Origin of the sequence: Streptomyces sp. NPDC051567 (assembly GCF_044454165.1) — a bacterium.
Classification (GTDB): domain Bacteria; phylum Actinomycetota; class Actinomycetes; order Streptomycetales; family Streptomycetaceae; genus Streptomyces.
The window spans coordinates 205,938-230,127 of the sequence record NZ_JBITDK010000007.1 but is presented as its reverse complement, the minus strand read 5'-3'; the positions used below and the strand labels follow the sequence as shown (position 1 = coordinate 230,127).

General features: G+C 73.9%; 17 protein-coding genes. 10 read left to right on the top strand and 7 right to left on the bottom strand.

Annotated elements, in window-relative coordinates; all coding sequences use genetic code 11:
- Window positions 1-473 precede the first annotated feature (473 nt).
- The 4 genes from ACIA5F_RS11510 to ACIA5F_RS11495 all read left to right on the top strand — a co-directional run bounded on the left by ACIA5F_RS11510 (window position 474) and on the right by ACIA5F_RS11495 (window position 3,934).
- Complete coding sequence (locus ACIA5F_RS11510) at window positions 474-986, top strand: DinB family protein (RefSeq protein WP_399351703.1); 513 nt, start codon at window positions 474-476, stop codon at window positions 984-986.
- 413 nt (window positions 987-1,399) lie between these two features.
- Window positions 1,400-1,702, top strand: coding sequence for a GNAT family N-acetyltransferase (locus ACIA5F_RS11505; protein WP_399351766.1), 303 nt, complete (start codon window positions 1,400-1,402; stop codon window positions 1,700-1,702).
- A 298-nt stretch (window positions 1,703-2,000) separates the two neighbouring features.
- Window positions 2,001-2,732, top strand: coding sequence for a ParA family protein (locus tag ACIA5F_RS11500; protein ID WP_399351701.1), 732 nt, complete (start codon window positions 2,001-2,003; stop codon window positions 2,730-2,732).
- Complete coding sequence (locus tag ACIA5F_RS11495) at window positions 2,729-3,934, top strand: ParB/RepB/Spo0J family partition protein (protein WP_399351699.1); 1,206 nt, start codon at window positions 2,729-2,731, stop codon at window positions 3,932-3,934. The genes ACIA5F_RS11500 and ACIA5F_RS11495 overlap by 4 nt, the downstream gene beginning before the upstream one ends.
- Window positions 3,935-4,286: 352 nt before the next feature.
- Here the strand turns inward: ACIA5F_RS11495 and ACIA5F_RS11490 are convergent, their stop codons facing one another.
- From ACIA5F_RS11490 to ACIA5F_RS11475, 4 genes are read right to left on the bottom strand one after another with little or no spacing between them, the layout of a single operon-like run.
- Complete coding sequence (locus ACIA5F_RS11490; protein WP_399351697.1) at window positions 4,287-5,723, bottom strand: GntP family permease; 1,437 nt, start codon at window positions 5,721-5,723, stop codon at window positions 4,287-4,289.
- The gene (locus ACIA5F_RS11485) at window positions 5,720-6,421 is read right to left on the bottom strand and encodes a bifunctional 4-hydroxy-2-oxoglutarate aldolase/2-dehydro-3-deoxy-phosphogluconate aldolase (protein WP_399351695.1); all 702 of its coding nucleotides are present in this window, start codon (window positions 6,419-6,421) and stop codon (window positions 5,720-5,722) included. Before ACIA5F_RS11485 ends, ACIA5F_RS11490 begins: the two co-directional genes overlap by 4 nt.
- An 11-nt stretch (window positions 6,422-6,432) precedes the next feature.
- The gene (locus ACIA5F_RS11480) at window positions 6,433-8,043 is read right to left on the bottom strand and encodes an amidohydrolase family protein (RefSeq protein ID WP_399351693.1); all 1,611 of its coding nucleotides are present in this window, start codon (window positions 8,041-8,043) and stop codon (window positions 6,433-6,435) included.
- Window positions 8,043-9,356 carry an alanine racemase gene (locus ACIA5F_RS11475; protein ID WP_399351691.1) on the bottom strand — a complete coding sequence of 438 codons (1,314 nt, stop codon included), beginning with the start codon at window positions 9,354-9,356 and terminating at the stop codon, window positions 8,043-8,045. The genes ACIA5F_RS11480 and ACIA5F_RS11475 overlap by 1 nt, the downstream gene beginning before the upstream one ends.
- A gap of 341 nt (window positions 9,357-9,697) precedes the next feature.
- Here ACIA5F_RS11475 and ACIA5F_RS11470 point away from each other — a divergent pair, with 341 nt between their 5' ends.
- Both ACIA5F_RS11470 and ACIA5F_RS11465 read left to right on the top strand, forming a co-directional pair.
- Complete coding sequence (locus tag ACIA5F_RS11470) at window positions 9,698-10,825, top strand: sugar kinase (RefSeq protein WP_399351689.1); 1,128 nt, start codon at window positions 9,698-9,700, stop codon at window positions 10,823-10,825.
- A 746-nt stretch (window positions 10,826-11,571) separates the two neighbouring features.
- On the top strand, window positions 11,572-11,991 hold the full coding sequence (locus tag ACIA5F_RS11465) for a restriction endonuclease (RefSeq protein WP_399351687.1): 420 nt from the start codon (window positions 11,572-11,574) through the stop codon (window positions 11,989-11,991).
- 77 nt (window positions 11,992-12,068) lie between these two features.
- Here the strand turns inward: ACIA5F_RS11465 and ACIA5F_RS11460 are convergent, their stop codons facing one another.
- A complete protein-coding gene (locus ACIA5F_RS11460) occupies window positions 12,069-13,025 on the bottom strand; it encodes a hypothetical protein (RefSeq protein WP_399351685.1) in 957 nt (318 codons plus the stop codon).
- Window positions 13,026-13,531: 506 nt separating this feature from the next.
- Between ACIA5F_RS11460 and ACIA5F_RS11455 the strand changes: the two genes are divergently transcribed.
- The 3 genes from ACIA5F_RS11455 (at window position 13,532) to ACIA5F_RS11445 (ending at window position 15,778) form a co-directional block, all read left to right on the top strand.
- Window positions 13,532-14,005: a hypothetical protein gene (locus ACIA5F_RS11455; protein ID WP_399351683.1), complete on the top strand. Its 474-nt coding sequence runs from the start codon at window positions 13,532-13,534 to the stop codon at window positions 14,003-14,005.
- Window positions 14,006-14,188: 183 nt separating this feature from the next.
- A complete protein-coding gene (locus tag ACIA5F_RS11450; RefSeq protein WP_399351680.1) occupies window positions 14,189-14,638 on the top strand; it encodes a helix-turn-helix domain-containing protein in 450 nt (149 codons plus the stop codon).
- A 441-nt stretch (window positions 14,639-15,079) separates the two neighbouring features.
- On the top strand, window positions 15,080-15,778 hold the full coding sequence (locus tag ACIA5F_RS11445; protein ID WP_399351678.1) for an alpha/beta hydrolase: 699 nt from the start codon (window positions 15,080-15,082) through the stop codon (window positions 15,776-15,778).
- A 63-nt stretch (window positions 15,779-15,841) separates the two neighbouring features.
- On the opposite strand, the gene ACIA5F_RS11440 is transcribed toward ACIA5F_RS11445, so the two are convergent.
- Together ACIA5F_RS11440 and ACIA5F_RS11435 are read right to left on the bottom strand one after the other, a co-directional pair.
- The gene (locus ACIA5F_RS11440; RefSeq protein WP_399351676.1) at window positions 15,842-17,356 is read right to left on the bottom strand and encodes a M1 family metallopeptidase; all 1,515 of its coding nucleotides are present in this window, start codon (window positions 17,354-17,356) and stop codon (window positions 15,842-15,844) included.
- Window positions 17,353-21,579 (bottom strand): Pls/PosA family non-ribosomal peptide synthetase, encoded by a 4,227-nt coding sequence (locus ACIA5F_RS11435; RefSeq protein ID WP_399351674.1) that lies wholly within the window; start codon window positions 21,577-21,579, stop codon window positions 17,353-17,355. Before ACIA5F_RS11435 ends, ACIA5F_RS11440 begins: the two co-directional genes overlap by 4 nt.
- A gap of 757 nt (window positions 21,580-22,336) precedes the next feature.
- Between ACIA5F_RS11435 and asnB the strand changes: the two genes are divergently transcribed.
- Window positions 22,337-24,181 (top strand): asparagine synthase (glutamine-hydrolyzing), encoded by a 1,845-nt coding sequence (gene asnB / locus ACIA5F_RS11430; RefSeq protein ID WP_399351672.1) that lies wholly within the window; start codon window positions 22,337-22,339, stop codon window positions 24,179-24,181.
- Window positions 24,182-24,190: the final 9 nt, after the last annotated feature.

Genomic DNA, 24,190 nt, shown 5'->3' with positions numbered 1-24,190 from the left:
TACGGGCCGGGAGCCGGGGCCTCGGGGGGTCCGGCCGTCGGGCTCACCGGTGCCGATGGGCGGAGGACGGCGACCGGGTGGGTGTTCCAGGGCCGACCACGGAGGACTCCCCCGTCCACGGGGTCGCGTGCCGCTCTGCCGAGGTCGTGTCCCGCAGGCCGCGACGGAGCGTGCCGACATCGCTGGTGCAGCCCTCCCGGCCGACGGCGTCGTAGCGCGCCAGCATCTCTTCGGGGACCGAAGACGCCTTCTTCGGCCAGGGACACGCCGGAAGCTCAGCGCACCGCATCTGGCGCGATGATCGTCAGGCTGGTCAAGGACGCCGGGGGTGGCGGGTGCGGGCCGGCCGGAGGCGTCGGGGAAGGCGGGAGGGGGCAGTCTTCAAAACCGGGTTTTGAAGGTGGGCCCTTTCTGCCCCGGCCTCTCCTGCCCCCCTCCCCCGAACGGCTTCGGCCGCTGGCGATAATCGGGCGGTGAACATCATCGAACGTCCTGTGCCGCCCCTGAACGCTGACGAGCGCACCACGCTGGAGAGCTGGCTCGACTTCCACCGCGCCACACTTGCCATGAAGTGTGAGGGGCTGGACGACGAGCAGGCCGCCGCAGCGTCCGTGCCGCCGTCCGGTTTCACCCTGACCGGCCTCGTCCAGCACATGGCGGAGGTGGAGCGGAACTGGTTCCGTCGAGTGCTCGCCGGAGAACCGGCCCCGCCCATCTACGATCCGCAGGCCGACCCGCGCGGTCCTGACGGTGGCTTCGTACTGGCCGAGGGCGCCACCTTGCGCGAGGCCCTCGCCACCTGGCACGCGGAGATCGCTCGCGCCCGCGAGCACTGCGCCGACCGTGCTCTGACCGATACCGGCCGCTTCATGGACCAGGACGTGAACCTCCGCTGGATCTACGTCCACATGATCGAGGAGTACGCCCGCCACAACGGCCACGCCGACCTGCTCCGAGAACGCATCGACGGCGCCACCGGCGTATAGCGGCGGGTCAGGCCGCCCTGTTCCTCGTGGCCAGCGCGGTCGGTGGCGTCGGTGCCGTCGAGGCCCGGGCCGGGCATCAGGGTGAGCGGCCCGAACCCGTCCGTACAGAAGATGGTTTCGGGTTCGCCCGTTGCCTGATGCCGTCCTAAGGCGGGGGCTGCCTGGGCTTTCAGGGCCTGGTTTTCGGGGCTCGCTTTCAAAACCCGGTTTTGAAAGTCGGCCGGACGGGCCCGTTCGGAACGGGGTCCCAGCTGTGACCGACGGACCTCCGGTCGGGGTGGAGTGGGCTTCGGATTCCGTGTCAGCGCCGGTGTCAGCGCGGGTGTCAGTGCGGGTGTCAGGGGTCGGCTTTCAAAACCGGGTTTTGAAAGCCGGCTCGGTAGAGGGTGGGTGGCTGGTGTAGCTGGACGGTCCTGTGGTGGGCCCGCGCCCACCGCACACCGGTCGTGGTGGTCGGGCTCCTGGTTCTCGATGACGAGGAGCTGGAACAGCTCTACCTCGATCCGTCGTGGCGTGGCCGGGGAGTGGGCGACCGGTTCGTGGAGGTGGCCAAGCGGGAGCGTCCGGCCGGGTTGGGGCTGTGGACCTTCCAGGTGAACGCCCCGGCGCAGCGGTTCTACGAGCGCCACGGTTTCCTCGCCGTCGAGCGCACCGACGGGCGGCGCAACGAGGAACGGGAGCCGGACGTGCGCTACGTCTGGAGGCCGCAGAGCTAAGAAGCGCCTGCCGGACTCGGGAGTTCTGGACCCTCCGGGAGCGGGGTCTTCAAAACCCGGTTTTGAAAAACCGCCTCCGGGCCGGGGCGTGGACTCCCCCACGGAGGCGGGTGTCCGGCCGTGTTGCGCCGTCCCGGTGCGGCGGCGCACGGCAATCCCTTTGATCCGTTCGGGGGATTGAGAGGCCACGGCGATGTGTGATTCCGACAAATGCCCTCGGCGTGCGATGCTGGGCCCGTCCGCTAGTACCGGCCGGATCGTGGTCGGGAAGCACACGGAACTCACTGGAGCACTACCCATGGCACGCATCACTGCCGTCATCAACCGCAAGGGCGGGGTCGGCAAATCGACCCTGACCGTCAACATCGCCGCCGTCGCGGCCGAGGTCCTCGGGGAAGCTCCCAAGGGAGAGCCCGACTACGTGGTCGCCGTGTCGAGCGACCCGCAGGGCTCGGCGACCTGGTGGTCGGAGCGGGTGGGGAACGACCTTCCCTTCTCCTTCATCCAGACCAAGTCCCGCAAGGACCTGACCTACTTCCCCGAGCTGAAGAAGACCCGCAAGGTCAAGCACGCCTTCATCGACACCCCCGGCTGGATGGACCTGCCGGACGACGAGGTGCAGCAGGCCGGTGACCCCTTCGGCGACAGCTCGGCGGCCGACGCCATGCGCGCCGTACTGGCCAACGCCGACGACCTGATCATCCCCGTCGAGCCGGAGCCGCTCGGTTTCATCCCGACGCAGACGACCATCGAAGAGGTGGTCAAGCCGCTGGGTCTCCCCTACTGGGTCGTCATCAACAACTGGGACCCGCGTGACGGTGTCGCGGACCTGGAGGACACCCGCGCCTTCGTCGAGGGAAGCGGCTGGAACCTCGCCAACACCGTGATCCGCCATTACAAGGTGCACGCGCGGGCCGCCGTCGAGGGCACCGTCGTCACCCGTTACAAGAAGAACCGCGTCGCGATGGAGGCCCGTGAGGACTTCTACAAGCTGGCGCTGGAGATCGGAGCGGGGGCCAAGCGTCGATGAGCAAGCGCACCAACTTCGCGAGCCTGATCGGGGAGAAGCCGTCCGCCACGGCTGCCGGTGGCGGTGAGCCGGTGGTGAAGGCGCCGCCGACGACCGCGCTGATGCACACGATCATCGGCAACCCGGGCAACCCGCGCGGTCAGGGGGAGTACAGCACCAACGACCCCGAGTTCGAGGAGCTGATGGTCACGCTGCGGGAGGTGGGCCAGCTCCAGCCGGTCGCCGTCGTCTCGCGTGAGGTCTTCCTGCGGCTCAAGCCCGAGCACACGAAGGCGGTCGGGGTCGCGGACTGGGTCGTGGTCAACGGCAACCGCCGTTTCGCCGCCGCCCGGCAGCTCGGCTGGACCCGGCTCGACATCAAGGTCCAGGACCATCTCGGTGACGGGAAGGGCCTCCTCGACGAGGCCGTCATCATCGAGAACATCCACCGCAAGGCGATCGAGCCGTGCAAGGAGGCGGCCTTCCTCCAGGTGCTGGTCGAGAAGTACGGGTCGCAGGAGAAGGTGGCGTCGCGCATCGGCAAGTCGCAGATGTACGTCTCCCACCGGCTGAGCCTCCTGCGGCTGGCACCCGACTTGCAGCGGCGGGTCGACGCCGGGCTGTTCAAGCTGAAGGCGGCCCGGGAGCTGGCCGCCCGTACGGCCGACCACGAGGAGCAGCACGCGCAGTACGCGGAGCTCCAGCGGCAGGCGCAGCGCCCCAGGACGAAGCCTGCGGCGGCGGTCGCGTCCGAGGCCGTGGCACCTGCGGTGGCCGCACCCGAGGTTGCGGTACCCGTAGCCGTGGCACCTGTGGTGGTCGTGCCCGAGGCGGTGTCAGGGGCGGTGGCTCCGGCTCCGGTTCAGCCGGCGCCCGTTGCGGTGGCGCCCGTTGCGGTGGCTGCCGTTCCGGTGGCTTCGGCTCCGGTGGTGGAGGAGCCCGTCGTAGCTGTCGTGCCCGTCGCGTCGGCCGCTCCGGTGGTCAAGCCGCGCAGCGAGACAGCGGGTACGGGTACGGGTGGTACGGGCGCCGGGCTGGTGGCGGAGTCGGTGTCCCCGATTCCGGGAGCATCCGCCCCCGGGGGCTCCGGCAGCACGCTGCCGCTGCTGAGCGCGCTCCTTGAGGCGGGCGACCGTCCGGAGGATCTCGTCCAGGGTCTGCGCGCGCTGACGGACGAGACGTACCGTCAGCGGGTGGCCGAGCTGCTGCTGGAGCACTTGTAGACGGCATGGAGTTCAAAACCGGGTTTTGAACTCGGACCGGCCTCGCTCCCGAAGAAGGGGGCGAGGCCGGTGTCGTTGGCGGGTGGGGGAGGGGTTTTGGAGGGGGGCGGCCCGGTGCGGGCGCCTGAAGGACCCCGAAAACGGCTGTGCGCCCCTCTGGCGGCCTTTCGGGAGGTCGATGGTCCCCTCTATCCGGAGGGCGGGAGAACGGCCCTCTGAGGGGCCATTGTGCGTGTCGCTTTTCTCCCGTTATGGGGAGTTGATGCGAACGTGTGGTCGAGTCGCCCTGTGTGACCGTCGGATCAGCGGACCCGACGGCTGAAGTCGGAAAAGCAGACGTGGACGCCCGGCCTCAGATGAGCAGGCTCAGTCCCACGGCCATGCCGAAGCCGGCCAGGGACAGGATGGTCTCCAGGAGGGTCCAGGACTTGAGGGTGTCCTTGACCGAGATGTTGAAGTACTTCGAGACGATCCAGAACCCGCCGTCGTTGACGTGCGAGGCGATGATCGATCCTGCGGCCACCGCGACCGCGATCAGCGCCAGTTGGGGCTGGCTGTAGGAGGTGTCGGCCAGCAGCGGGGCGATGATGCCGCCCGTGGTGACGATCGCGACGGTGGCCGAACCCTGGGCGATGCGCAGGCCGCAGGAGATCACGTACGCCAGCACGATGAGCGGCAGGCCGCCCGAAGAGAGCGTGGCGGCAAGGGCCTTGCCCGCGCCCGTGGCCGAGATGACGGCTCCGAAGAAGGCTCCGGCGCCCACCACGAGCAGGATCATGCCGACGGGCCGCAGGGCCGCCGCGCCCAGTTCGCCGAGCTGTTGCTTCGTCATGCCGCGCCGGGTGCCCAGCAGTCGGAGCGCGAGCAGGCAGGCGAGGGTGAGGGCGACGGCCGGGTTGCCGAGGAAGGTCAGGTAGGGGAGGGCGGCGGCGTCCTTGTCGAGGAAGACCGTGCCGAAGGTCGCCCCGAGGATCAGGATCAGCGGGGTGCAGATGACCAGGGCGACCGTGCCCAGGGAGACCGGCGCGCGTCCCCCGTCACCGCCGGCCGGGTCCTCCCCGGCCAGCACCTCCTGCGCGGCCACGAAGTCGTCCGGGACCTCCACCATGATCCGCTTGCCGATCCAGGCGGGCCAGAGCACACCGGCGACGACGAAGGCGGGCAGTCCGCAGGCCAGACCCATCAGGATGATCCAGCCCAGGTCGACGCCGAGCAGCCCGGCCAGGGCGACCGGGCCCGGGTGCGGCGGCAGGAAGGCGTGGGTCATGGAGAGCCCGCACAGCAGCGGCAGGGCGTAGAGGAGCATCGAACGGCCGCTGCGCCGGGCGACGGTGTACACCAGTGGGGCGAGGACGAAGATGCCGATGTCGAAGAAGACCGGGACGCCGAAGATGAGTCCGGCCAGGCCCATGGCCAGCCCGGCGCGTTGTTCCCCGAAGGCGCCGAGGAGGCGTCGGGTGAGGACCTCGGCGCCTCCGGACGCCTCCAGCAGGGAGCCCAGCAGCGAACCGAGGCCGATGATGAGGGCGATGTGGCCGAGGATGCCCCCGAAGCCGTTCTCGATCAGGGAGTTGCTGCTGGACAGGGCGGTGCCCACGATCTTCGTGGCGGGGAGTCCCGCCGCGAGGGCGAGCAGCAGGCCGCTGACGACGAGCGCGATGAACGGTTCGAGCCTGACCTTGATGATCAGCCAGAGGAGCAGGGCGATGGCGGCCCCGCAGAGCAGCAGCAGGCCGGGGGTGGACGTCTGGAGCCAGTCGATGCTTCCGGTCACGGCGCCGTCCCTCATATGGTTTCGGTGGCGCGGCAGGCGTCGGTGAAGAGCCGGGCCCGGCGGGTGATCTCGTCCCAGTCGCCGTCGGCGACGGCCTGCGGGGGCACCACGTCGGTGCCGGCGCAGACGGCGAGCGCGCCGTGGGCGAGGAAGGCCGCCGCGTTACCGGCGTTGACCCCGCCGGAGGCGACGAGCGGTACGTCCGGGTAGGGGCCGCGCAGGTCCTTGAAGTAGCCGGGGCCGAACGCCTTCGCCGGGAAGATCTTCACGGCGGCGGCGCCCAGATCGAGCGCGTCGGCGACCTCGGTGGGCGTCAGGGCGCCGAGTACGGCCGGGACACCGGCGGCGTGCGCGGTCCGTGCCACCTGAGGCCGCAGGCCCGGGGTGACGAGGAAGGAGGCTCCGGCGGCGAGGGCGTCCTCGGCCTGGGCCTCCGTCAGGACGGTGCCGACGCCGATGCGGTGCCCCGCGGCGACGGCGCGGGCCAGATGGTCCGTCACCCCGGGTGTGGTGAAGGTGAGTTCGGTCCAGGTGATGCCGCCCGCGGCCAGGGCCGCGCAGAGGGCGGCGGCGTCGGGAATCCGGGGGGCCCGGACGACGGCGATCACCGGATCGGCGGCCAGGGCCGCGCGGAGCCCTGCGGCGGTGAGGGAGCCGGGGCCGGTGGAACGCGCAGAACGGGCAGGGCCGGTGGGGCTGAGGGGGTCGGTCATGGCGGGAGTGCTCATCTCTGTGCGGTGCTGCGCGGTCCGAGGGCGGTGCGGCGCAGGGCCCGGCCCGGGAGGGCGCCGGTGGGGCGCCCGTCCGCGAGTACCGGTACGCCGTTGACGTAGACGTGGACGATTCCGGCGGCGGGGCGGCGGGGGTCCTCGAAGGTGGCGGTGTCCTCGACGGTCTCCGGGTCCAGGAGCACCAGGTCGGCGTGGTGGCCGGGGCGGATCAGCCCCCGGTCGCGCAGCCCCAGCCGCCGCGCGGGCCGGCCCGTCATCCGCGCGATCGTCTCCTCCAGGGTCAGGACCCCCAGCCGGCGGCTGTAGTGGGCGAGGTAGCGGGGGAAGGTGCCCCAGGCGCGGGGGTGCGGGCGGGCGCCGACGAGGAGGCCGTCGCTGCCGACGGTGTGCGCGGGGTGGGTCATGATCGCCCGGACGTTCTCCTCGTGGCCGACGTGCTGGAGGATGCCCGTCGCCAGCCGGTCCGTGCGCAGCAGGTCGAAGAAGACCTCGGTGCCGGTGGTGTGCCGCTCCCGGGCCAGGTCGGCGACGGTACGGCCCACCACGGCGTCCAGCGAGGGATCGCCCACACCGGAGATCTGGATGGTGTCCCAGTCGGTGACCACGCCGTGGCAGCCGTCGCTGCCCTTCTCCTCGACCTCCTCCCGGACGCGCTCGCGGACGGCCGTGTCCGCGAGCCGGGCCAGGGTGGCGTCCGGGCCGCCCTCGGCCGCCCAGCTCGGCAGCAGGGCCGCCAGGGTGGTGGAACCGGGCAGGTAGGGGTAGCTGTCGAGGGTGATGTCCACGCCCTCGGCGAGGGCCGCGTCCAGGAGTTCCAGCAGCTCACCGGCGCGGCCCTGGTTGACGCCGAAGTTCATGGTGGCGTGGGCCAGGTGCAGGGGGCAGCCGGAGCGGCGGGCGATCTCCACCATCTCCGCGTACCCTTCCAGGGCCCCGGCGCCGTAGGAGCGCTGGTGCGGGGAGTGGTAGCCGCCGTACGTGGCGACCACCTCGCACAGCGCGGTCAGCTCGTCCGTGGCCGCGTACATCCCGGGGGTGTACGTGAGTCCGCTGGACATGCCCACGGCGCCCTCGCGCAGTCCCTGGGCGAGGAGTTCGCGCATCCGGTCGAGCTCGGCGGGGGTCGGCGGGCGGTTCTCCCAGCCCATGGCGAGCATCCGCAGGGAGCCGTGCGGCACGAGGTAGCAGGCGTTGACGGCGATGCCCTCGTCCAGGCGGTCCAGGTACTGGCCCACCGTGCGCCAGTTCCAGTCGAAGCCCTCGGGGTCGCCGTTCCAGCCGGCGATCTGGCGGCGGGTGGCGGCGAGGGTGGTGTCGTCGACGGGTGCGTAGGAGAGGCCGTCCTGACCGAGCACCTCGCAGGTGACGCCCTGGGTGACCCGGGACGGATGGGCCGGTTCCACGAGCAGCCGCAGGTCGGAGTGGGCGTGCATGTCGATGAAGCCGGGCGCCAGGACGAGGCCGTCGGCGTCGATGACGCGGCGGCCCGTCAGGCCCGCTCCGATGCCGGTGACGAGGCCGTCGGTGACGGTGACGTCGGCGCGGTAGCGGTCGGCGCCGGTGCCGTCGACGACGGTGGCGCCGCGCAGGAGCAGATCAGCCATCAGAAGAACGTCCTCACCAGTGCGGTGACCCGGGGTTCGGGCCGGTCGGCGTCGTCCACCACGGGGATCAGGGTCCACTTGTCGAAGGCGGTGCAGGGATGGGAGAGCCCGAGCCGCAGCACGGCGCCCAGGGAGGCGGCCTCCCCGCCGTCCCGCAGGAAGGCGTGCTGGTCGTTGAGGGCGGTGACGGTGCCCGCCGCCCCGGCCGGGCCGTCCGGGCCGCGCACCAGCTGGGGCCGGGGGAGTCCCTCGTCGAAGGGCAGGTCCCGCTTGCCCGCGTCCAGGAGGGCCAGCCCGGGTTCGGGGCGGGAGACCACACGGGCCCAGCCGTGCATCGCGGAGCGCAGCGGGGTGCGGCCCGCGCCCCGGGAGAGGGGCGAGATCCCCTGGTAGAAGCCGTCGTCGTGGACCAGGTAGGCGCCGGCGCGGACGACGGCCCGGGTGCCGGGGAACTCCTGGGCGAGCGGGGCGAGTTCCTCGGCGACGGTGTCGAAGTAGGCGCTGCCGCCCGCCGTGACCACCGGCTCGGGGGTCTCGTACCGGTCGGCCAGGAGCCGGTGCAGTGCGGCCAGGCGGCGCAGGTACTCCCGGACGGTGGCCAGCGCGGGCCCGCTCGCGTCGTGGGCCAGCGCGCCCTCGTACCCGGCGACCCCGGCCAGCCGCAGGGACGGCGCGGCCCGTACGGCCTCGGCGGTCTCCACGGCCGTACGGGTGTCCCGCGCCCCGGTCCGCCCGCCGGGCCCGCCCAGCTCGACCAGGACCTCCACGGGCCGCCCGGCCCCGGCGGCGCGCAGGGCGCGGTCCATCAGGCGCGCGCTCTCGGGCGAGTCCACCCAGGAGACGAAGGCGAAGCCGGGGTCGGCGGTGAGTTCGCGGGCGAGCCAGGCCAGTCCGGCCGGGTCGAGCAGGGTGTTCGCGAGCATCAGCCGGTCCACCCCGAAGGCGCGGGCGACGCGCAGTTGCGGCAGGTTGGCGAGGGTGATGCCGTGCGCCCCGGCGGCGAGCTGGGACTGCCACAGGGCGGGCGCCATGGTGGTCTTGCCGTGCGGGGCGAGCAGGACGCCCGCCTCGGCGCACCAGGCGGCCATGGTCCGCAGGTTGTGGTCGAGCGCGCCCGCGTCGAGGGTCAGCAGCGGGGTGCCGAAGCCGGACAGGGACGGCTTCGTGGCCAGGTACTCCTCGGCGGTCAGGCCCCAGGCGTCCGCCGGGAGCGCCTTGAACCTCCAGTCCAGGACCTCGCCGGAGAGCCCGGCCACCGGGGCGGGGTCGATCCCGGTCCCGGTGCTCGGGCTCGCGTAGGTCGGATGGTCCACGGGCGGATGGTCCACGGCACTGCCTCCGTTCCGTTCCGTTCCCGCGTCGCACACGACCCGGGTGTTGCATGATACGCAACGGCTGTTGCGTATGTTGGTGCTACGGTTCTAGCACACGCCAAGTAGCGGCAGAAGGGGGAGCGTTGATCAAGGGCTTTGCGCGGCAGGCGGATCTGCCCGGCCGGGACGGCGGAACACCGTCCGTCCCACGGCCGGGAGAAGCCGCCCTGCCGCCGGGGAAGGCCCCGCGGACGGGGGAGGACACGGTGGGTGCGGGGGAGAGCGAGGCGACTGCGACGCGCGCGGGGGCGGGGACGGGTGTGGAGTCAGGGGCGGGTGTGGTGAGTGAGGAGGCCGTGGACGCGGATACGGGCACGGGAGCGAGCACGGGCACGGATACGGGGGCGAGCACGGACCGGGGTGTCGCGGAAGTGGTCTGCCTGGGGGAGTCCATGGCGGTGCTGCTCCCGGACCGGCAGGGCCCGCTGGAGGAGGTCGGGTCCTTCCGCCCGGCCGTCGGCGGCGCGGAGTCCAACGTGGCCTGCGCCCTCGCGCGGTTCGGGGTGCGCAGCGCCTGGATCAGCCGGGTCGGTGACGACGGGTTCGGCCGGCGGCTCCGCTCCGCGATCGGCGCGTACGGTGTGGACGTCTCGGCCGTCGCGGTCGACCCGCACCGCCCGACCGGCGTCTACCTCAAGGAGACCGGCGGCTCCCCGCACCCGTACGACCTCGGCCCCGGCCGCAGCCGCCTGCACTACTACCGTTCCGGCTCGGCGGCCTCGGCGCTCTCCCCCGGCCTGCTCACCGACCCCCGGGCGGCCCGGCTGCTCGACGGGGCCCGGCTGCTCCACCTCTCCGGGATCACCCCGGCGCTCTCCGACAGCTGCCTGGAACTGGTCCGCGCCCTGCTGCGCGACCGGCGCGGGACCCGGCTCGTCAGCTTCGACCTCAACTGGCGTGCCGCGCTGTGGCACGACCGCGACCCGGCGGTCCTGGCCCCGCTCCTGGACGCCGCCGACCTGCTGCTGATCGGCTCGGACGAGGCCGAGACCGCCTTCGGCGAAGGCGACGCGCACGCGCTGCGCCGGATGTTCCCCGGGCCCGGGACCCTGGTGGTCAAGGACTCCGGCAACGCCGCCACCGCGCTCGGACGCGACGGCGCCGTCGTCACCGAACCCGCCCTGACGGTCGAGGTGGTGGAGGCGACCGGCGCCGGGGACGCCTTCGCCGCCGGCTACCTGGCCGGTACCCTGCGCGGCCTCGGCCCGCAGGGCCGCCTGCGGCTGGGCCACCTCAGCGCCGCGTCCGCGCTCACCGCCCACGGCGACCAGGGCACCCCGCCGGACCCGGACACCGTCACCGCGCTGCTCGCCGCCACCCCCGGGGAGTGGGCCCGGACCAGGGTCTCTGCCTCGGGGATCGTCTCTCCCGCGCTGCCCGGGGGCGCCGCCGGGGGGACCGGGCGCTGAGACGGGCCCCGGGAGGCGCCCCCGGAGGCGCTCCGAGACGGGGCCCGGCCGGTCCGTGATGCCCCGGGCCGGGCCGGACCCTCTGTCGTACCCGGGGCCGGAGGCCGGGCCTGGCCTCCGGCCCCGGGTACGACGGGATACCGGGCGGGGCGCGGGCCGGGCGTGGGCCGGGCGTGACAGGGCCGTTCCGCGCCGCGCCCGGGGCACGGCCGGTGCCCGGCCCGTCGCCGTGACCGGCTCCCTCGACCGGCTCCCCCCACCGGCTCCCCTGACCGGTATGAATATTCACACCGCATGTGCGCGGAGCGGGCGCGGTGGTGTTCCGTCGCAGAGCCCGCGCCGTGGGCGGGCGTTCACATCCGGGTCGTCCCTTCCCCACCCGGTCTGCTTACCCGGCACACGAGTTGACCTGGGCTCCGCCTGTCCCGGATGCTCTGGGCAGCAGCGCGGCGGCCCGCGAGGAGCCGCAGCGGCGAACCGTGCGAACGACCCGGCCCCGGCACGCTCGACCAGCGTCCCGGCACGGCCCGGGCAGCCCACCACCCCGGGGCCCGCACCCGCCGCCGGGAGCCAGTGCTGTGACCGGGAAGGTTCACCGGCCCGCGACTCCCCCCGGCGAACCTCCCGGACCCCGTCCGGGGAACCGCCGGGCAGGGCCCCGGGCACGGCACCAGGCGCACCACGCGATGCCGCTCCATGTCAGGACCTCTCCCCGCCCTGACGCACGCATCCGCAAAGGACACCACATGCACCGTCACACCGTCCTCTACCACCTCCACGCCATGACCGACGGCCTGCTGCCGCTCGACCAAGCGGTGCACAAGGCGCTCGCCACGGCCATGCTCGACCTGGACGTGGACGCACTCCACCCGGGTGACTACGCGCAGATCGTGCTCCAGCTGACCGGCCACGCCTTCGCCGTCGCCGCCGCTCTGCGCACCCGGTGCGCGGGGCGGGCGAGGGCGGACGGGGGCCGCGTCCGGGTCGAGGCCGCCGTCGGCGACGTGCTCGGCACCCTCGCGAAGCCCGTGCCGGGCACGCTCGACGGGGCGAAGAACTGCGCGCGGGCCGTCATCGCGCTGCACACCTGCGCGGAGCACCTCGACAACGCCCCCGGCGGGCCGCGCCCCCTCCCGGGCCCCGGCCCCCACGGCCGCTCCGGCTGACGCGCGGGCCGTACCGGGGCCGTACCGGAGTCCCGGCACGGCCCCGGAGGACCGCCCCGGTAGCCCGGTGGGTCCGGTCATCCCCAGTCCCAGCAGATCCCCAGGATGCCGCGCCGCACCCCCGGCTCGACCAGATGCACCGACCGGTGGTGTCCGTTGGCCGTCAGGTCGACCAGCTCGCTGCGGACCGCGTCGGGCGTCGCCCGCCGGAACCGCCGGCAGCGGGCCGGGAGGGCGACGTCGTCGAAACGGACCTGGAGGACGTACTGCCCGCCCGGGTGGCTGAACCCGCGCACGTACTCGTCGCAACGGCCCGCCGTCCCGTCCTCGAAGCCGTACGCGAAGACGTACGTGTCACCCGCGAGCAACCGGGCGTCGAAGAGCAGCTCGGCGGCGACCACCCCGGTGCCGCGCACCCTGCGGACGCGCCCGGTCCGGCAGTTCTCGTACGCCCGCACCTCCGTCCGCGCCGTGTCGCAGCCGGGGCCGCCGTGGTGGATGGCCACGTACCGGTCCACGCCGTCGCGGTGGGCCCGTACGGTGTGCACGGAATCGTGGCCCTGGAGCTGGTGGCCCGGCCCGATCCGGACCCGTTCGTGGTGGCCGACGGTGTGCAGACCGCCGTCGGCGGGCATCTCCAGGTCGGCCAGCAGCTCCTCGACCACCCCCGGGACGGGAAGCAGCGCCCGGTGCGGCCGGGCCGCCGGCCGGACGGCCCGGCGGGAGGCCGCCTCCGCCTCCAGCAGCCGGATCAGCGCCCCGGGTTCCAGGTCCAGTACGGTCTCCAGCGCGGCGACCGCCCGCAGCGACTCGGGGCGCCGGGGGCGGCGCACCCCGCGCTGCCAGTAGCTCAGCGAGGTGAGCCCGACGGCGATCCCGCGCCCCGCGATCCGGTGCTGCACCCGGTGCAGCGGCAGCCCCTTCGCGGCGAGGGCGCAGCGCAGGGCCAGGTGGAACGGGCCCGTGTGCAGCAGCCGGGCCAGTTCACCGGGGTACGCGGGTGCGGCGTCGTCGATGACCGTGGCGCGCGGCATGGGGGACTCCTTCTGCGCGGGGAGTGACAGGAGCGGCGATCCGTTCAGGAGTCTTCCGGCTTCCGGGACGGTGGCAGCAGGGTTTTCCGCTCCTTGGCCGGAACGCGACGATGCCCTGCGCGACAGCCGTACACGCGTTCCCCGCCCCGCCACCACGGCACCTCACCACCCCCGGACTCCGGCGCGCGCCGGTGGTCGCACCGGGACGGGAGCGGCAGGAGTGGCGCAAACCCGTCGAGCTGCCGGAGGCCGCCGGGACGTACGTGATGTACGCGACGTACGGGCGGGGGCGCGGGCGTGTGGGGCGTGGGGCGTGGGGAGAGGGCCGGGGGTGCGGTGCGCGGTGAGCGTGCTGGTGTGGAAGCGACTCCTCCGGTGCGGCGGTCGCGCTGCTGCTCGCCCACGTCTGGCTCGGCTACAGCGCCCGTGCACTGGGTCTGTCGGCGCGGCCGTGCCAGGAGTTCCCGTACGGGGGACCGGGCGCGGCGGCGCTCGGCTACCTCGGGATGTGGATCGGCTTCGAGGTGATGCGGGCCTTCCCGTCTCCCGGGTACGCCCCGGCCGGTGACCGTCCGGACGCCTGGGGACAACTGCTGGCCAACCTCCACAGCGGCCTGGTCGAGGAGACCCTCCTGCTCGCCCTGCCCATGGCGGTGATGACCCGGCCGCGCTGGGGAGGGCGGGCGCAACTGGCGGTACTGGTCGCCCTGCGGGTCCCGTTCCACCTCTACTACGGGTACGGGGCGTTGGCCCTCGGCGTTTTCTGGATGGGCGCCCACCTCTTCGTCTACCGGCGCGCCCTCCTGCTGTGGCCCCTCGTCCTGGCCCACTTCGCCTACAACTCCGCCCACGCCGACTACCTGCCCCCGGGGGTCAGGCCCCTGCTGGGGCTGGCCCTCCTCCTCGGCGGTGTGCTCGTCCTGGTCCGGCTGGTCCGGCTGGTCCGTGACCGGACCCTGACCGGGCCTGACCGCACCTGACTGGACCCGACCGGATCCGACCGGGCCGGGCCTGGTGGTCCGTGCGTCCCTCGGGGCCGGGGAGGACGGACCATTCGGGGGAGCCGGGTCCGTGGCCCGGGGCCCCGCCAGTCACCAGGTACCCGCTCACTCGTTCCCACCACGTGATCACCACCGGTCTGGAGACGAGGAGTCGATGAGCCGATGAGCAGACGACAGAAGGGCCGCAGGCACCGCACGGTGAACAGGACACCCCGCCCGGTCGGCCCGGCCGCACCCCGCCGCGTCGGCCCGCGCACGGCGCCTGCCCCGGTGGGCGCCGCCGCCACGGGACCTGTTCCGGTCGCGGGTCCGGTCGCCGTTCCGGTTCCCGCCCCGTCGCCGGAGGCCGTGGCCGATGCCGATGCCGAGGGGATCGTCTTCGCCGCCGCCCGCCACGGTGGCCTGGGGTTGCCCGCCGCCCGTACCTGGAGCGAGCTGCGGGCCGTGGGTCCGGGCGGGGCGAGCGTGGCCGACCTGAGCACCGCCGTCGGGTTCACCGCGTCCACGGTCGCCAGACACCTCCGGGGCCTGGCCTCCTTCGGCCTGGCGGAGCAGCGCGGCCCGCACTGGCACCCGGCCGGCATGACCGGTACGGCCGGCACGGCCGGGTAGCGACCTCGGCCCTGCGGGCCCCTCGCCTGCGGGGGCCGGTTCCGGCGGCCGGCCGTGCCGGTCAGGAGAGGTCGCCGGCCGGTCGGGACAAGGCTCGGGTCAGTCAGGACAAGGCCCGGGGTGGTCAGGAAGGGGAAAAGAAACGGTCAGGGGGAGGAAAAGGAAAAGGGTGGCGATGCCACCTGCGCTCCTATATGTCTGGTTTGCGGTTGTTGGATAGGCGTTGCGTCGAACAGTGTCCGAATCTCGGTCGCTTCGGTCGCTTCAGTCGCTGCGGGTCGCTGCGGCGGACCGATCCGGGGACCGGGCCGCAGGCCGGGCCGGACGAGCGGGGGTGATGCCGGATGGCCGCAGGCGGCGTGCGGTGCGGTGGCAGGGGTGCGGGGGCCGGTCTAGCGTGACCGCGACGGCGGAACCACGCGAGAGGAACGATGTACAGCCATGTCAGAGAAGCCTTCCATCCTGCTGGTCCACGGTTTCTGGGGCGGCGCCGCCCACTGGGGCAAGGTCATCACCGAGCTTCACAAACGCGGCTTCGACTCGCTCCACGCGGTGGAGAACCCGCTGACCTCGCTGGCGGACGACGCCGAACGCACCCGCAAGATGATCCGGCAGATCGACGGGCCGGTGCTGCTGGTGGGCCACTCCTACGGCGGCGCGGTCATCACCGAGGTCGGTGACCTGCCCAATGTCGTGGGCCTGGTCTACATCGCCGCGTTCGCCCCGGACGCGGGGGAGAGTCCCGGCCAGATCAGCCAGGAGACGCCCCCGGCGGCCTTCCCGAACCTCGTCCCGGACTCCGACGGCTACCTGTGGATCAAGCAGGACAAGTACCACGAGAGCTTCGGCCAGGACCTGCCCGCCGACGAGGCACGGGTCATGAGCGTGACGCAGAAGGCCCCGCTGGCGTCGACCTTCGGCGACAACATCACCGCCCCGGCCTGGAAGGTGAAGCCGAGCTGGTACCAGGTCTCCACCGAGGACCACATGATCCACCCCGACAACGAGCGCCGGATGGCCAAGCGGATGAACCCCCGCAAGATCATCGAACTCGACGCCAGCCACGCCTCCCTGGCCTCCCAGCCCGGCCCGGTCACCGACCTCATCGAGGAAGCCGCGCGGGAAGCCACCTCCGGCTGATCCGCCCGCCCGCCTGCCCGCTGCCTGCCCGCCCGGCCCTCCGGGCGGGCAGGCAGCGGCGCGTCACCCCGCCGCCTCCGCCCCCGCCCCCGCCGCCCCGGTTCCCGCCCGTTCCGGGAAGGGCGGCAGCCGCTTGTCGAAGAGCCAGGGGCGCAGGGTCGCGGCCCGCGCCGGGCCCGTGATCCGCTCGGTGTGGGCCAGGAAGGCCGCCGTGTCCGCGCTGGCGCCGCGCCGGGCCGTGTGCCAGGTGCGCAGCACGCGGAAGAAGTCCGCGTCCCCCGAGGCCAGTCGCAGCGCGTGCAGCGCGCAGGCGCCGCGCGTGTAGACGCGGTCGTCGAAGACGTGCCGCCGCCCCGGGTCCGCGATCCGCAGGCTCTGCCGGCCTGCGGCCAGCGCGCCCCACGCCCGGCGGGCCAGGGTGTCGGCGTCGTCCTCGCCCAGGTGCTCCGACCACAGCCACTCGGCGTAGGTGGCGAACCCCTCGTTGAGCCAGATGTGCCGCCAGTCGGCGAGGCCGACGCTGTTGCCGTACCACTGGTGCGCGAGTTCGTGGGCCACGAGGGACTCGCTGCCGCGCCGCCCGTCGACGTGGTTGCGGCCGAAGACGGAGAGCGTCTGGTTCTCCACCGGGGCCGCCAGCTCCGCGTCGACCACGACGGCCCCGTACGTCTCGAAGGGGTAAGGGCCGAAGAGCCCGGCGAAGGCGCGGAGCATCCGGGGCTGGCGGGCCAGGTCGTACCGGGCCTGTTCCGCGAGGCGGGCCGGGTAGGCGTTGCGCACCGGGCCGTCCGTCTCGTGGAGGAACCGGCCGGTGTAGACGGCGGCGAGGTAGGAGGCCATCGGGCCCGGATGGTGGTACGTCCAGCACTGGGCCCCGCCTGACGCCGGTTCGCGGCGCAGCAGCGTCCCGTTGGCCAGGGCCTGGAGGCCGGGCGGGAGGGTGATCGCGAAGGTGTACGCGGCCTTGTCGTCGGGCCGGTCGTTGCAGGGGAACCAGGAGGGCGCGCCCAGTGGTTGGGAGGCGACGAGCGTGCCGCCGTGGCCGTCGCCCGTGCGGTCCCAGCCGATCGCGCCGAACGCGCTGGCCAGCGGCCGGGGTCGGCCCCGGTAGCGGATGTCGAGGACGAACGGCTCGGCGGGCGCGAGGGTACGGGCGCCGCCGAGCAGCAGCCTGCCGCCGCCGCTGCGGGTCCGTACGCGGCTGCCGTCGAGGTGGGCGGAGGTGACGCTCAGCCGGGACGACAGGTCGAGGGTGAGTTCCCGGGTCCGTTCGGCGGCCACGCCCCTGATCCTGGCGTGGCCCTCCAGCCAGGCCCGCCCGGGGTCGTAGGTGAGCCGCAGGAGGTAGGAGAGGCTGTGGTGGCCGTACGAGCCGTGCTGGGGGAAGTAGCGCACCCCGCCGGGGCGGGGCCGGTCGTCGCCGTCCGGTGCCGCCAGGAGCGCCCCGGCCAGCGGCAGGGAGGCCGCCGCCGTGAGCAGACCCCGGCGGCTGCACCGGAACCGGCCGTGCCCCCGCCCACCGCTCCTCCCGGTGGCGTCCGGGGGCCGCGGACCGGACCCGTCCCCGCCCGCGCTCACGTCGCCCGCTCCCCGGCCGGTACGGGCAGGACGGCCGCCGGGGACGGGACCGGCGCCCCGGAGACCGGGGAGCCTGCCGGGGAGACGACGGGGGAGGGGGCCGGGGCGGTCGCGGGAGGCCGCGGGGCGCGGACGGCGCCCGCGACGGGGTTGCCCGCCCAGCGGGTGCCCGCGGGCACGGTCTCGCCGCGCATCACCAGCGAGGCCGCCCCGACCGAGGTGCGCGCGCCGACCGAACTGCCCGGCAGCACGATGCTGTGCGGGCCGAGCGAGGCGCCCTCGGCGAGCCGCACGGTGTCCATCCGCATGATCCGGTCGTGGAAGAGGTGCGTCTGGAGCACACAGCCCCGGTTGACGCTCGCCCCCGCGCCGAGGGTGATCAGATCGGTCTCCGGCAGCCAGTGCGTGTCGCACCACACCCCGCGCCCGATCCGCGCGCCCAGGCTGCGCAGCCACCAGTTGAGCACGGGCGTCCCGGTGAACGGCCCGGCCAGCCACGGCACGGCGAGGGACTCCACGAAGGTGTCGTACAGCTCGTTGCGCCACACGAAGGAGCTCCACAGCGGGTGTTCGGCGACCCGGAAACGGCCTACGAGGAGCCATTTCGCGGCGGTGGTGATCACGGCGGCGGTCACCCCGGCGGCCAGCAGCAGCGGCACGGCCACCAGCGCCGCCAGGGCCGGTCCGCCGGAGTCGAGGGCGTCCTGCTCGCCGAGGAGGACGCCCTCCGAGAGCAGCAGCGCGCACATCAGGGGCAGCAGACGGCACAGTTCGACGAGCGCGCGGGCCAGGACGAGCCGCCGGGGCGGCTCGAAGGTGCGCCCCGGGTCCGCGGTGGCCGCGACCCTCGGCAGCGCCAGCGTGGGCCGCCCCAGCCAGGAACTCCCGGGCTCACTGTGCTCGGGCGCGTCGGACAGGACGCCGATCAGCGCGTGAGCGGGCACGTTCCGGCCGGGGCCGACGATGCCGGAGTTGCCGACGAAGGCCCGCTCACCGATGCGTACGGCGCCCAGGACCATCCGGCCGCCGCGCAGTTCGTACGGGGCGACCAGGGTGTCGTCGGCGAGGAAGGCCCCGTCCCCGATCCGCAGCAGCGACGGCAGCGGCAGCACGGTGGAGATCTCCGTGCGCCGCCCGACGCGGGCACCGAGCAGCCGCAGCCACAGGGGGGTGGCGAGGCTGGCGTAGAGGGGGAAGAGGGTGGCCCGGCTGCCGTCGAGGAGCCGGTGCACCAGCCAGACGCGCCAGGCGACCCCGCCGTCGGCGGGGTGGCTGCCGGGGGTGATGCCGCGCCCGAGGACGCGGACGACGAGGGCGAGCAGCAGCATCCAGCAGAGCAGCGCGGCGCAGGTGGACAGCGGCGCGGCCACGACCAGCCGCAGCGCGGTGCCGGTGAGGGTGGTGCAGTCCTTGATCAGGTAGTACGTGCCGACGAGCACGGGCGCGCCGGCGACGAGCGGCAGCAGCGGGAGCAGCCCGAGGGAGAGCGCGTAGGCGAGCCGCCACCTCCCGGCCCCGGGAGACCCGCCGACGGGCCGGGGTGCGCCCGTGCCGGGGCCGGTCGTCCGGCCGGTGGTGGGGGCCGGGCGGGCCGGGGAGCCCTCCCAGGTACGGCCCGCCGGGATCTCCCCGTCCAGGCAGGCGCCCGCGCCGAGTTCGGCGTCCGGGCCGACCACGGACCCCGGCATCAGCGTCGACCGGTGACCCACCCGGGCCCCGGCGCCCACCCGGACGGCGCCGACCTCCAGGTTCCCGCCGTCGAGCCACCAGCCGCACAGGTCGGCCTCCGGCTCGACCGCGCAGCCGTCGCCCAGTGCGGCGAGCCCGGTCACGGGCGGCATCGCGTGCAGGGCGACCCCGTGCCCGGTCGCGCAGCCCAGCGCCCGTGCGTACCGGGCGGCCCACGGGGTGCCGAGCAGGGCCGGGACGCCGAAGGCGGCCACGACGCGTTCGGCCGTCCACAGCCGCAGATGGGCCCGGCCGCCCCGCGGGTAGGTGCCCGGGGTGATGCCCCGGGTCAGCAGCCGGGCCGCCGCCGCGCCCAGCACGAACCGGGACGGCGCGCTGAACAGCAGCAGCCACCCGGCCAGGATCAGCCACCAGGAGGTGTGCGGGGTCCAGGCCCGGGGCGCCAGCAGGGCCAGGACGTTGTCGGCCGCGGCCAGCACCACCAGCCCGCGCAGGCCGGTGAGGGCGAACAGGGCGCACTGGACGAGGACCTGCACCGCCCCCGCCCCCGCCCCTGCCCGCCGGGGGGCGGGCCGCACCTCGGCGGTTTTCCCGGCGCCGGTGGTGTCCGTAGGGGCGGATGCGGATGCGGAGGTGGGCGCGGGGTCGGGTCCGGGGTCGGGTCCGGGGTCGAGCGTGTCGAGGTGCGCGGCCATGTCCCGCAGGACGGGGTGGCGGTAGAGGTCGGCGACCGAGACGCCGGGGTGGCGCTCGCGCAGGGCGGAGGCCATCCGGGCGGCGGTCAGGCTGGTGCCGCCCAGGGCCGTGAAGTCGCACCCGGCGCCGGGCCGGGTGCCCAGCAGCTCCTCCCAGAGGACGGCGAGCCGGGCGGCGGTGCCCCGCAGCGGCTCGCCCGCCGCCTGCCCGTCCTCGCCCGGGGCCCGAGGGGGCAACGGCCAGGGCAGGGCGTCGCGGTCCACCTTGCCGGAGGTACGGGTGGGCAGTTCACCGACCTCGGCGAGGACGGGGACCAGCGCGGCGGGCAGCCGCCGGACCAGCTCCTCCCGGGCCCGGCGGTGGTCGTAGCCGGGCCCGGGAACCACGTACCCGGCCAGCAGCCGGCCGCCCGCCGGGGTGGTGCGTACGGCCGCGGCGGCCCCCAGCACCCCGGGCAGGGCGCTCAGCGCGGCGTCGATCTCGCCGAGTTCGACGCGCCGCCCGCCGATCTTGACCTGGTCGTCGGCCCGCCCCGCGAAGACCAGGCCCTCGGGCTCGGCCCGCACCAGGTCCCCGGTGCGGTAGGCGCGGCCGGCGGCCAGGGCGGGGCAGGGCCGGAACCGTTCGGCGTCCTTGGCCCGGTCGAGGTAGCGGGCGACGCCCGCCCCGGCGATGACGAGTTCGCCCTCGCCCCCGGCCGCGACGGGTTCGCCCGACTCGTTCACGACCGCCAGCGACCAGCCGTCCAGCGGCAGTCCGATCCGCACCGGCTCGCCCGGCCGCAGCCGGGCGGCGCAGGCGACGACGGTGGTCTCGGTCGGGCCGTAGGTGTTCCACATCTCGCGTCCGGGCACGGCGAACCGGTCGACCAGCTCGGCGGGGCACGCCTCACCACCGACGATGAGCAGCCGCACCCGCGCCAGGGACTCGGGCGGCCAGAGCGCGGCGAGCGTGGGCACGGTCGAGACGACCGTGACGCCGCGCTCGACGAGCCAGGGGCCCAGCTCGTGTCCGGCGCGTACGAGGGAACGCGGGGCGGGGACCAGGCAGGCGCCGTGCCGCCAGGCCAGCCACATCTCCTCGCAGGAGGCGTCGAAGGCCACCGACAGCCCGGCCAGCACCCGGTCCCCCGGGCCCAGCGGACGGTCCGGCAGGAAGAGCGCGGCCTCGGCGTCGACGAAGGCCGCCGCGCTGCGGTGGGTGACGGCGACGCCCTTGGGCGTTCCGGTGGAACCGGAGGTGAAGATGATCCACGCGTCGTCCTGCGGGCCCACCTCCCGGCCGCCCCCGGCCGCTTCGGCCCGCTCCCCGGGCCCGTCCGGCCCGTCCGGCCCGTCCGGCCCGTCCGGTGCGGTCGGTGCGGTCGGTGTGTCCGGGCCGGGGGTCATCGCGCCGTCCGCCCCGAGCACCAGCCGGACCCCGGCCTCGCGGAACACGGTCGCGGCCCGCTCGTCGGGGTCGTCGGCGTCCACCGGGACGTACGCGGCGCCGCAGCGCAGGACGGCCAGGACCGAGACGTACAACCCGGCGCTGCCGGACGGGATGCGGACCCCGATCCGGTCGCCGGTCCCCGCCCCGGCCCGGCGCAGCCGCCCGGCGAGGGCCGCGACCCGCGCGCACAGCTCCTCGTAGGTGAGCGTGTCCCCGTCGGTGTCGAGGGCGGTGGCCTGCGGGTGCGCGGCGGCGGTGGCGTCGAGGACGTCCAGGAGCGTGCGCGCGGCAGGCGCCGGAGCCCCGTGGTAGCACGCGCCGTTCGACCGGTGGGGGTGGGAGGACGGGTGGGAGGAGGGGCGGGGGGCCGGGCGGGAGGACGGGTCGCGGGGCGGGTTCGACGGCATCGCTGCACCTCGATTTCGACGTGGACCGTGTGGTTCGCGCGGACGGACGCCGGTCCGGGGCGTCCGCCTTCGCTTCCACAGATACCGACGGCGGTGCCCCGGTTCACTTGCCGGAGGCCGGTGTTCCGCAAATCGAACAGATCACGGGGACGGCCAACACCTCGTCAAGTCCGTTGCCCTGCCTGCCTCCCGGCCCCCTTCCACGCCCGCCGCGGAGACTCTGACGGGTCGTCGCCTTGGGGAGGATTTGTACAGGTGCTGGGCTGGTGTTCGGTGAGACGATCACCCGTTTCGCCCACCCGCCCACCGCCCCGCCCACCGCCCCGCCCACCGCCCCGCCCACCGGCCGGACCCCCCGGGCCCCAGCCCTGACCCCGGCCCGCCGCCCGCTTCACCGCGTACGGGTAAAACCTCTCCCACGCCCGGGTATGGCACACCCCATCCCGCCGCCCGCACCGCGGCCCTGGCAGGCTTCGGGGCGCCGGAGATCCGCAGTTCAGGGCCTCGTACCGGCGGTTCCCGGGGGCCGGGCAGGTGGACCTGCGGGCGGGAGGGGCGGATTCCACGCGGGTTGACGGAGCGGTGCCCGAGGACGACGCTCTATATAGGTGCTTGATACAACAGATGCTCGATGCAATGAATGTGTGGCGTGTTCACGGCGCGTCCACGGCGACCGGTATTCCGTCAGGACGCCCTGTATCCGGCGTCGGAACCGGTGACGACGTCAGCGCCAGGACCTCTGACAGGAGGACAGGGCATGTGTGGCATTGCCGGATGGATCTCCTTCGACCGTGACCTTCGTTCCGCGCAGGAGACGGTGGACGCGATGACCGAGACGATGGCCTGCCGCGGGCCCGACGCCCGTGGCACCTGGGTACGGGGGCCCGCCGCCCTCGGCCACCGCCGCCTCGCCGTCATCGACCTGCCCGGCGGGCTCCAGCCGATGACCGCCGAGCGGCCGGACGGGAGCCCGGTCGTCATCGTCTACTCGGGCGAGGCGTACAACTTCACCGAACTGCGCGAGGAGCTGGCCTCCCGGGGCCACCGCTTCACCACCGACTCCGACACCGAGGTCGTCCTCCACGGATACCTGGAGTGGGGCGCGGGCGTCGCCGAACGGCTCAACGGGATGTGCGCCTGCGCGATCTGGGACGAGCGGCTCCAGCGGCTCGTCATGATCCGCGACCGGATGGGCATCAAGCCGTTCTTCTACTACCCCACCCCCGACGGCGTCCTGTTCGGCTCCGAGCCGAAGGCGATCCTGGCCAACCCGCTCGCCGCACGGAAGGTCGGCCTCGACGGTCTCCGCGAACTCTTCGCCTTCGTCAAGACCCCCGGCCACGCCGTCTGGGAGGGCATGTACGAGGTCGAGCCGGGCACGGTCGTCACCGTCGACCGCGGTGGACTGCGCCGGCACGTCTACTGGTCACTGCGCACCCGCGCCCACCCCGACGACCGCGACACCTCGATCGCACACGTCCGTGACCTGCTCGAAGACATCGTCCGCCGCCAGCTCGTCTCCGACGTGCCGCGCTGTACCCTGCTCTCCGGCGGCCTGGACTCCTCGGCCATGACCGCGCTGGCCGCCCGGCAACTGGCCGAACGGGGTGAGACCGTACGCAGCTTCGCCGTCGACTTCGTCGGCCGCACCGAGAACTTCGTGGCCGACGAGCTGCGCGCCACCCCCGACACCCCGTACGTGCACGACCTGGCCCGCGCCTCCGGCACCGAACACCGGGACATCGTGCTGGACTCCACCGCCCTGGCCGATCCGGAGATCCGCGCACATGTCATCCGGGCCCGGGACATCCCCTCGGGCATGGGCGACATGGACACCTCGCTCTACCTGCTCTTCAAGGAGATCCGCCGGCACTCCACCGTCGCCCTCTCGGGCGAATCGGCCGACGAGGTCTTCGGCGGGTACAAGCAGTTCTTCGACGAGGAGGCCCGCCGGGCCACCACCTTCCCGTGGCTCGTCGGCTTCGAGAGGGACTTCGGCGACGACGGCGACATCCTCGATCCCGCGCTCACCACCGCCCTTGACCTGGACACCTACATCCAGGACAGCTACGACCGCGCGGCCGGGGAGGTGGAACGGCTCGACGGGGAGAGCGACTTCGAGTTCCGGATGCGCACGATCTGCTACCTGCACCTGACCCGCTTCGTCCGGATCCTGCTCGACCGCAAGGACCGTATGAGCATGGCGGTCGGACTGGAGGTGCGGGTGCCCTTCTGCGACCACCGGCTGGTCGAGTACGTCTACAACACACCCTGGTCGCTGAAGTCCTTCGACGGACGGGAGAAGAGCCTGCTGCGCGAGGCCACCGCGGACCTCCTGCCACGGTCGGTGTACGACAGGGTCAAGAGCCCCTACCCGTCCACCCAGGACCCGGGGTACGCGGTCGCGCTCCAGGAACAGGCCAGGGAACTCCTCGCCCGGCCCTCGCACCCCGTCTTCGGCCTGGTCGACCGCGACCGGCTCCGGCGGGCCGCCGACCACGAGGCCCCGCAGATCACCCAGGCGTCCCGGCGCGGCCTCGAAAGGGCCCTGGACCTGGCCGTCTGGCTGGACATGTACTCGCCCACCGTCCAGCTCTCCTGACCGGCCCGG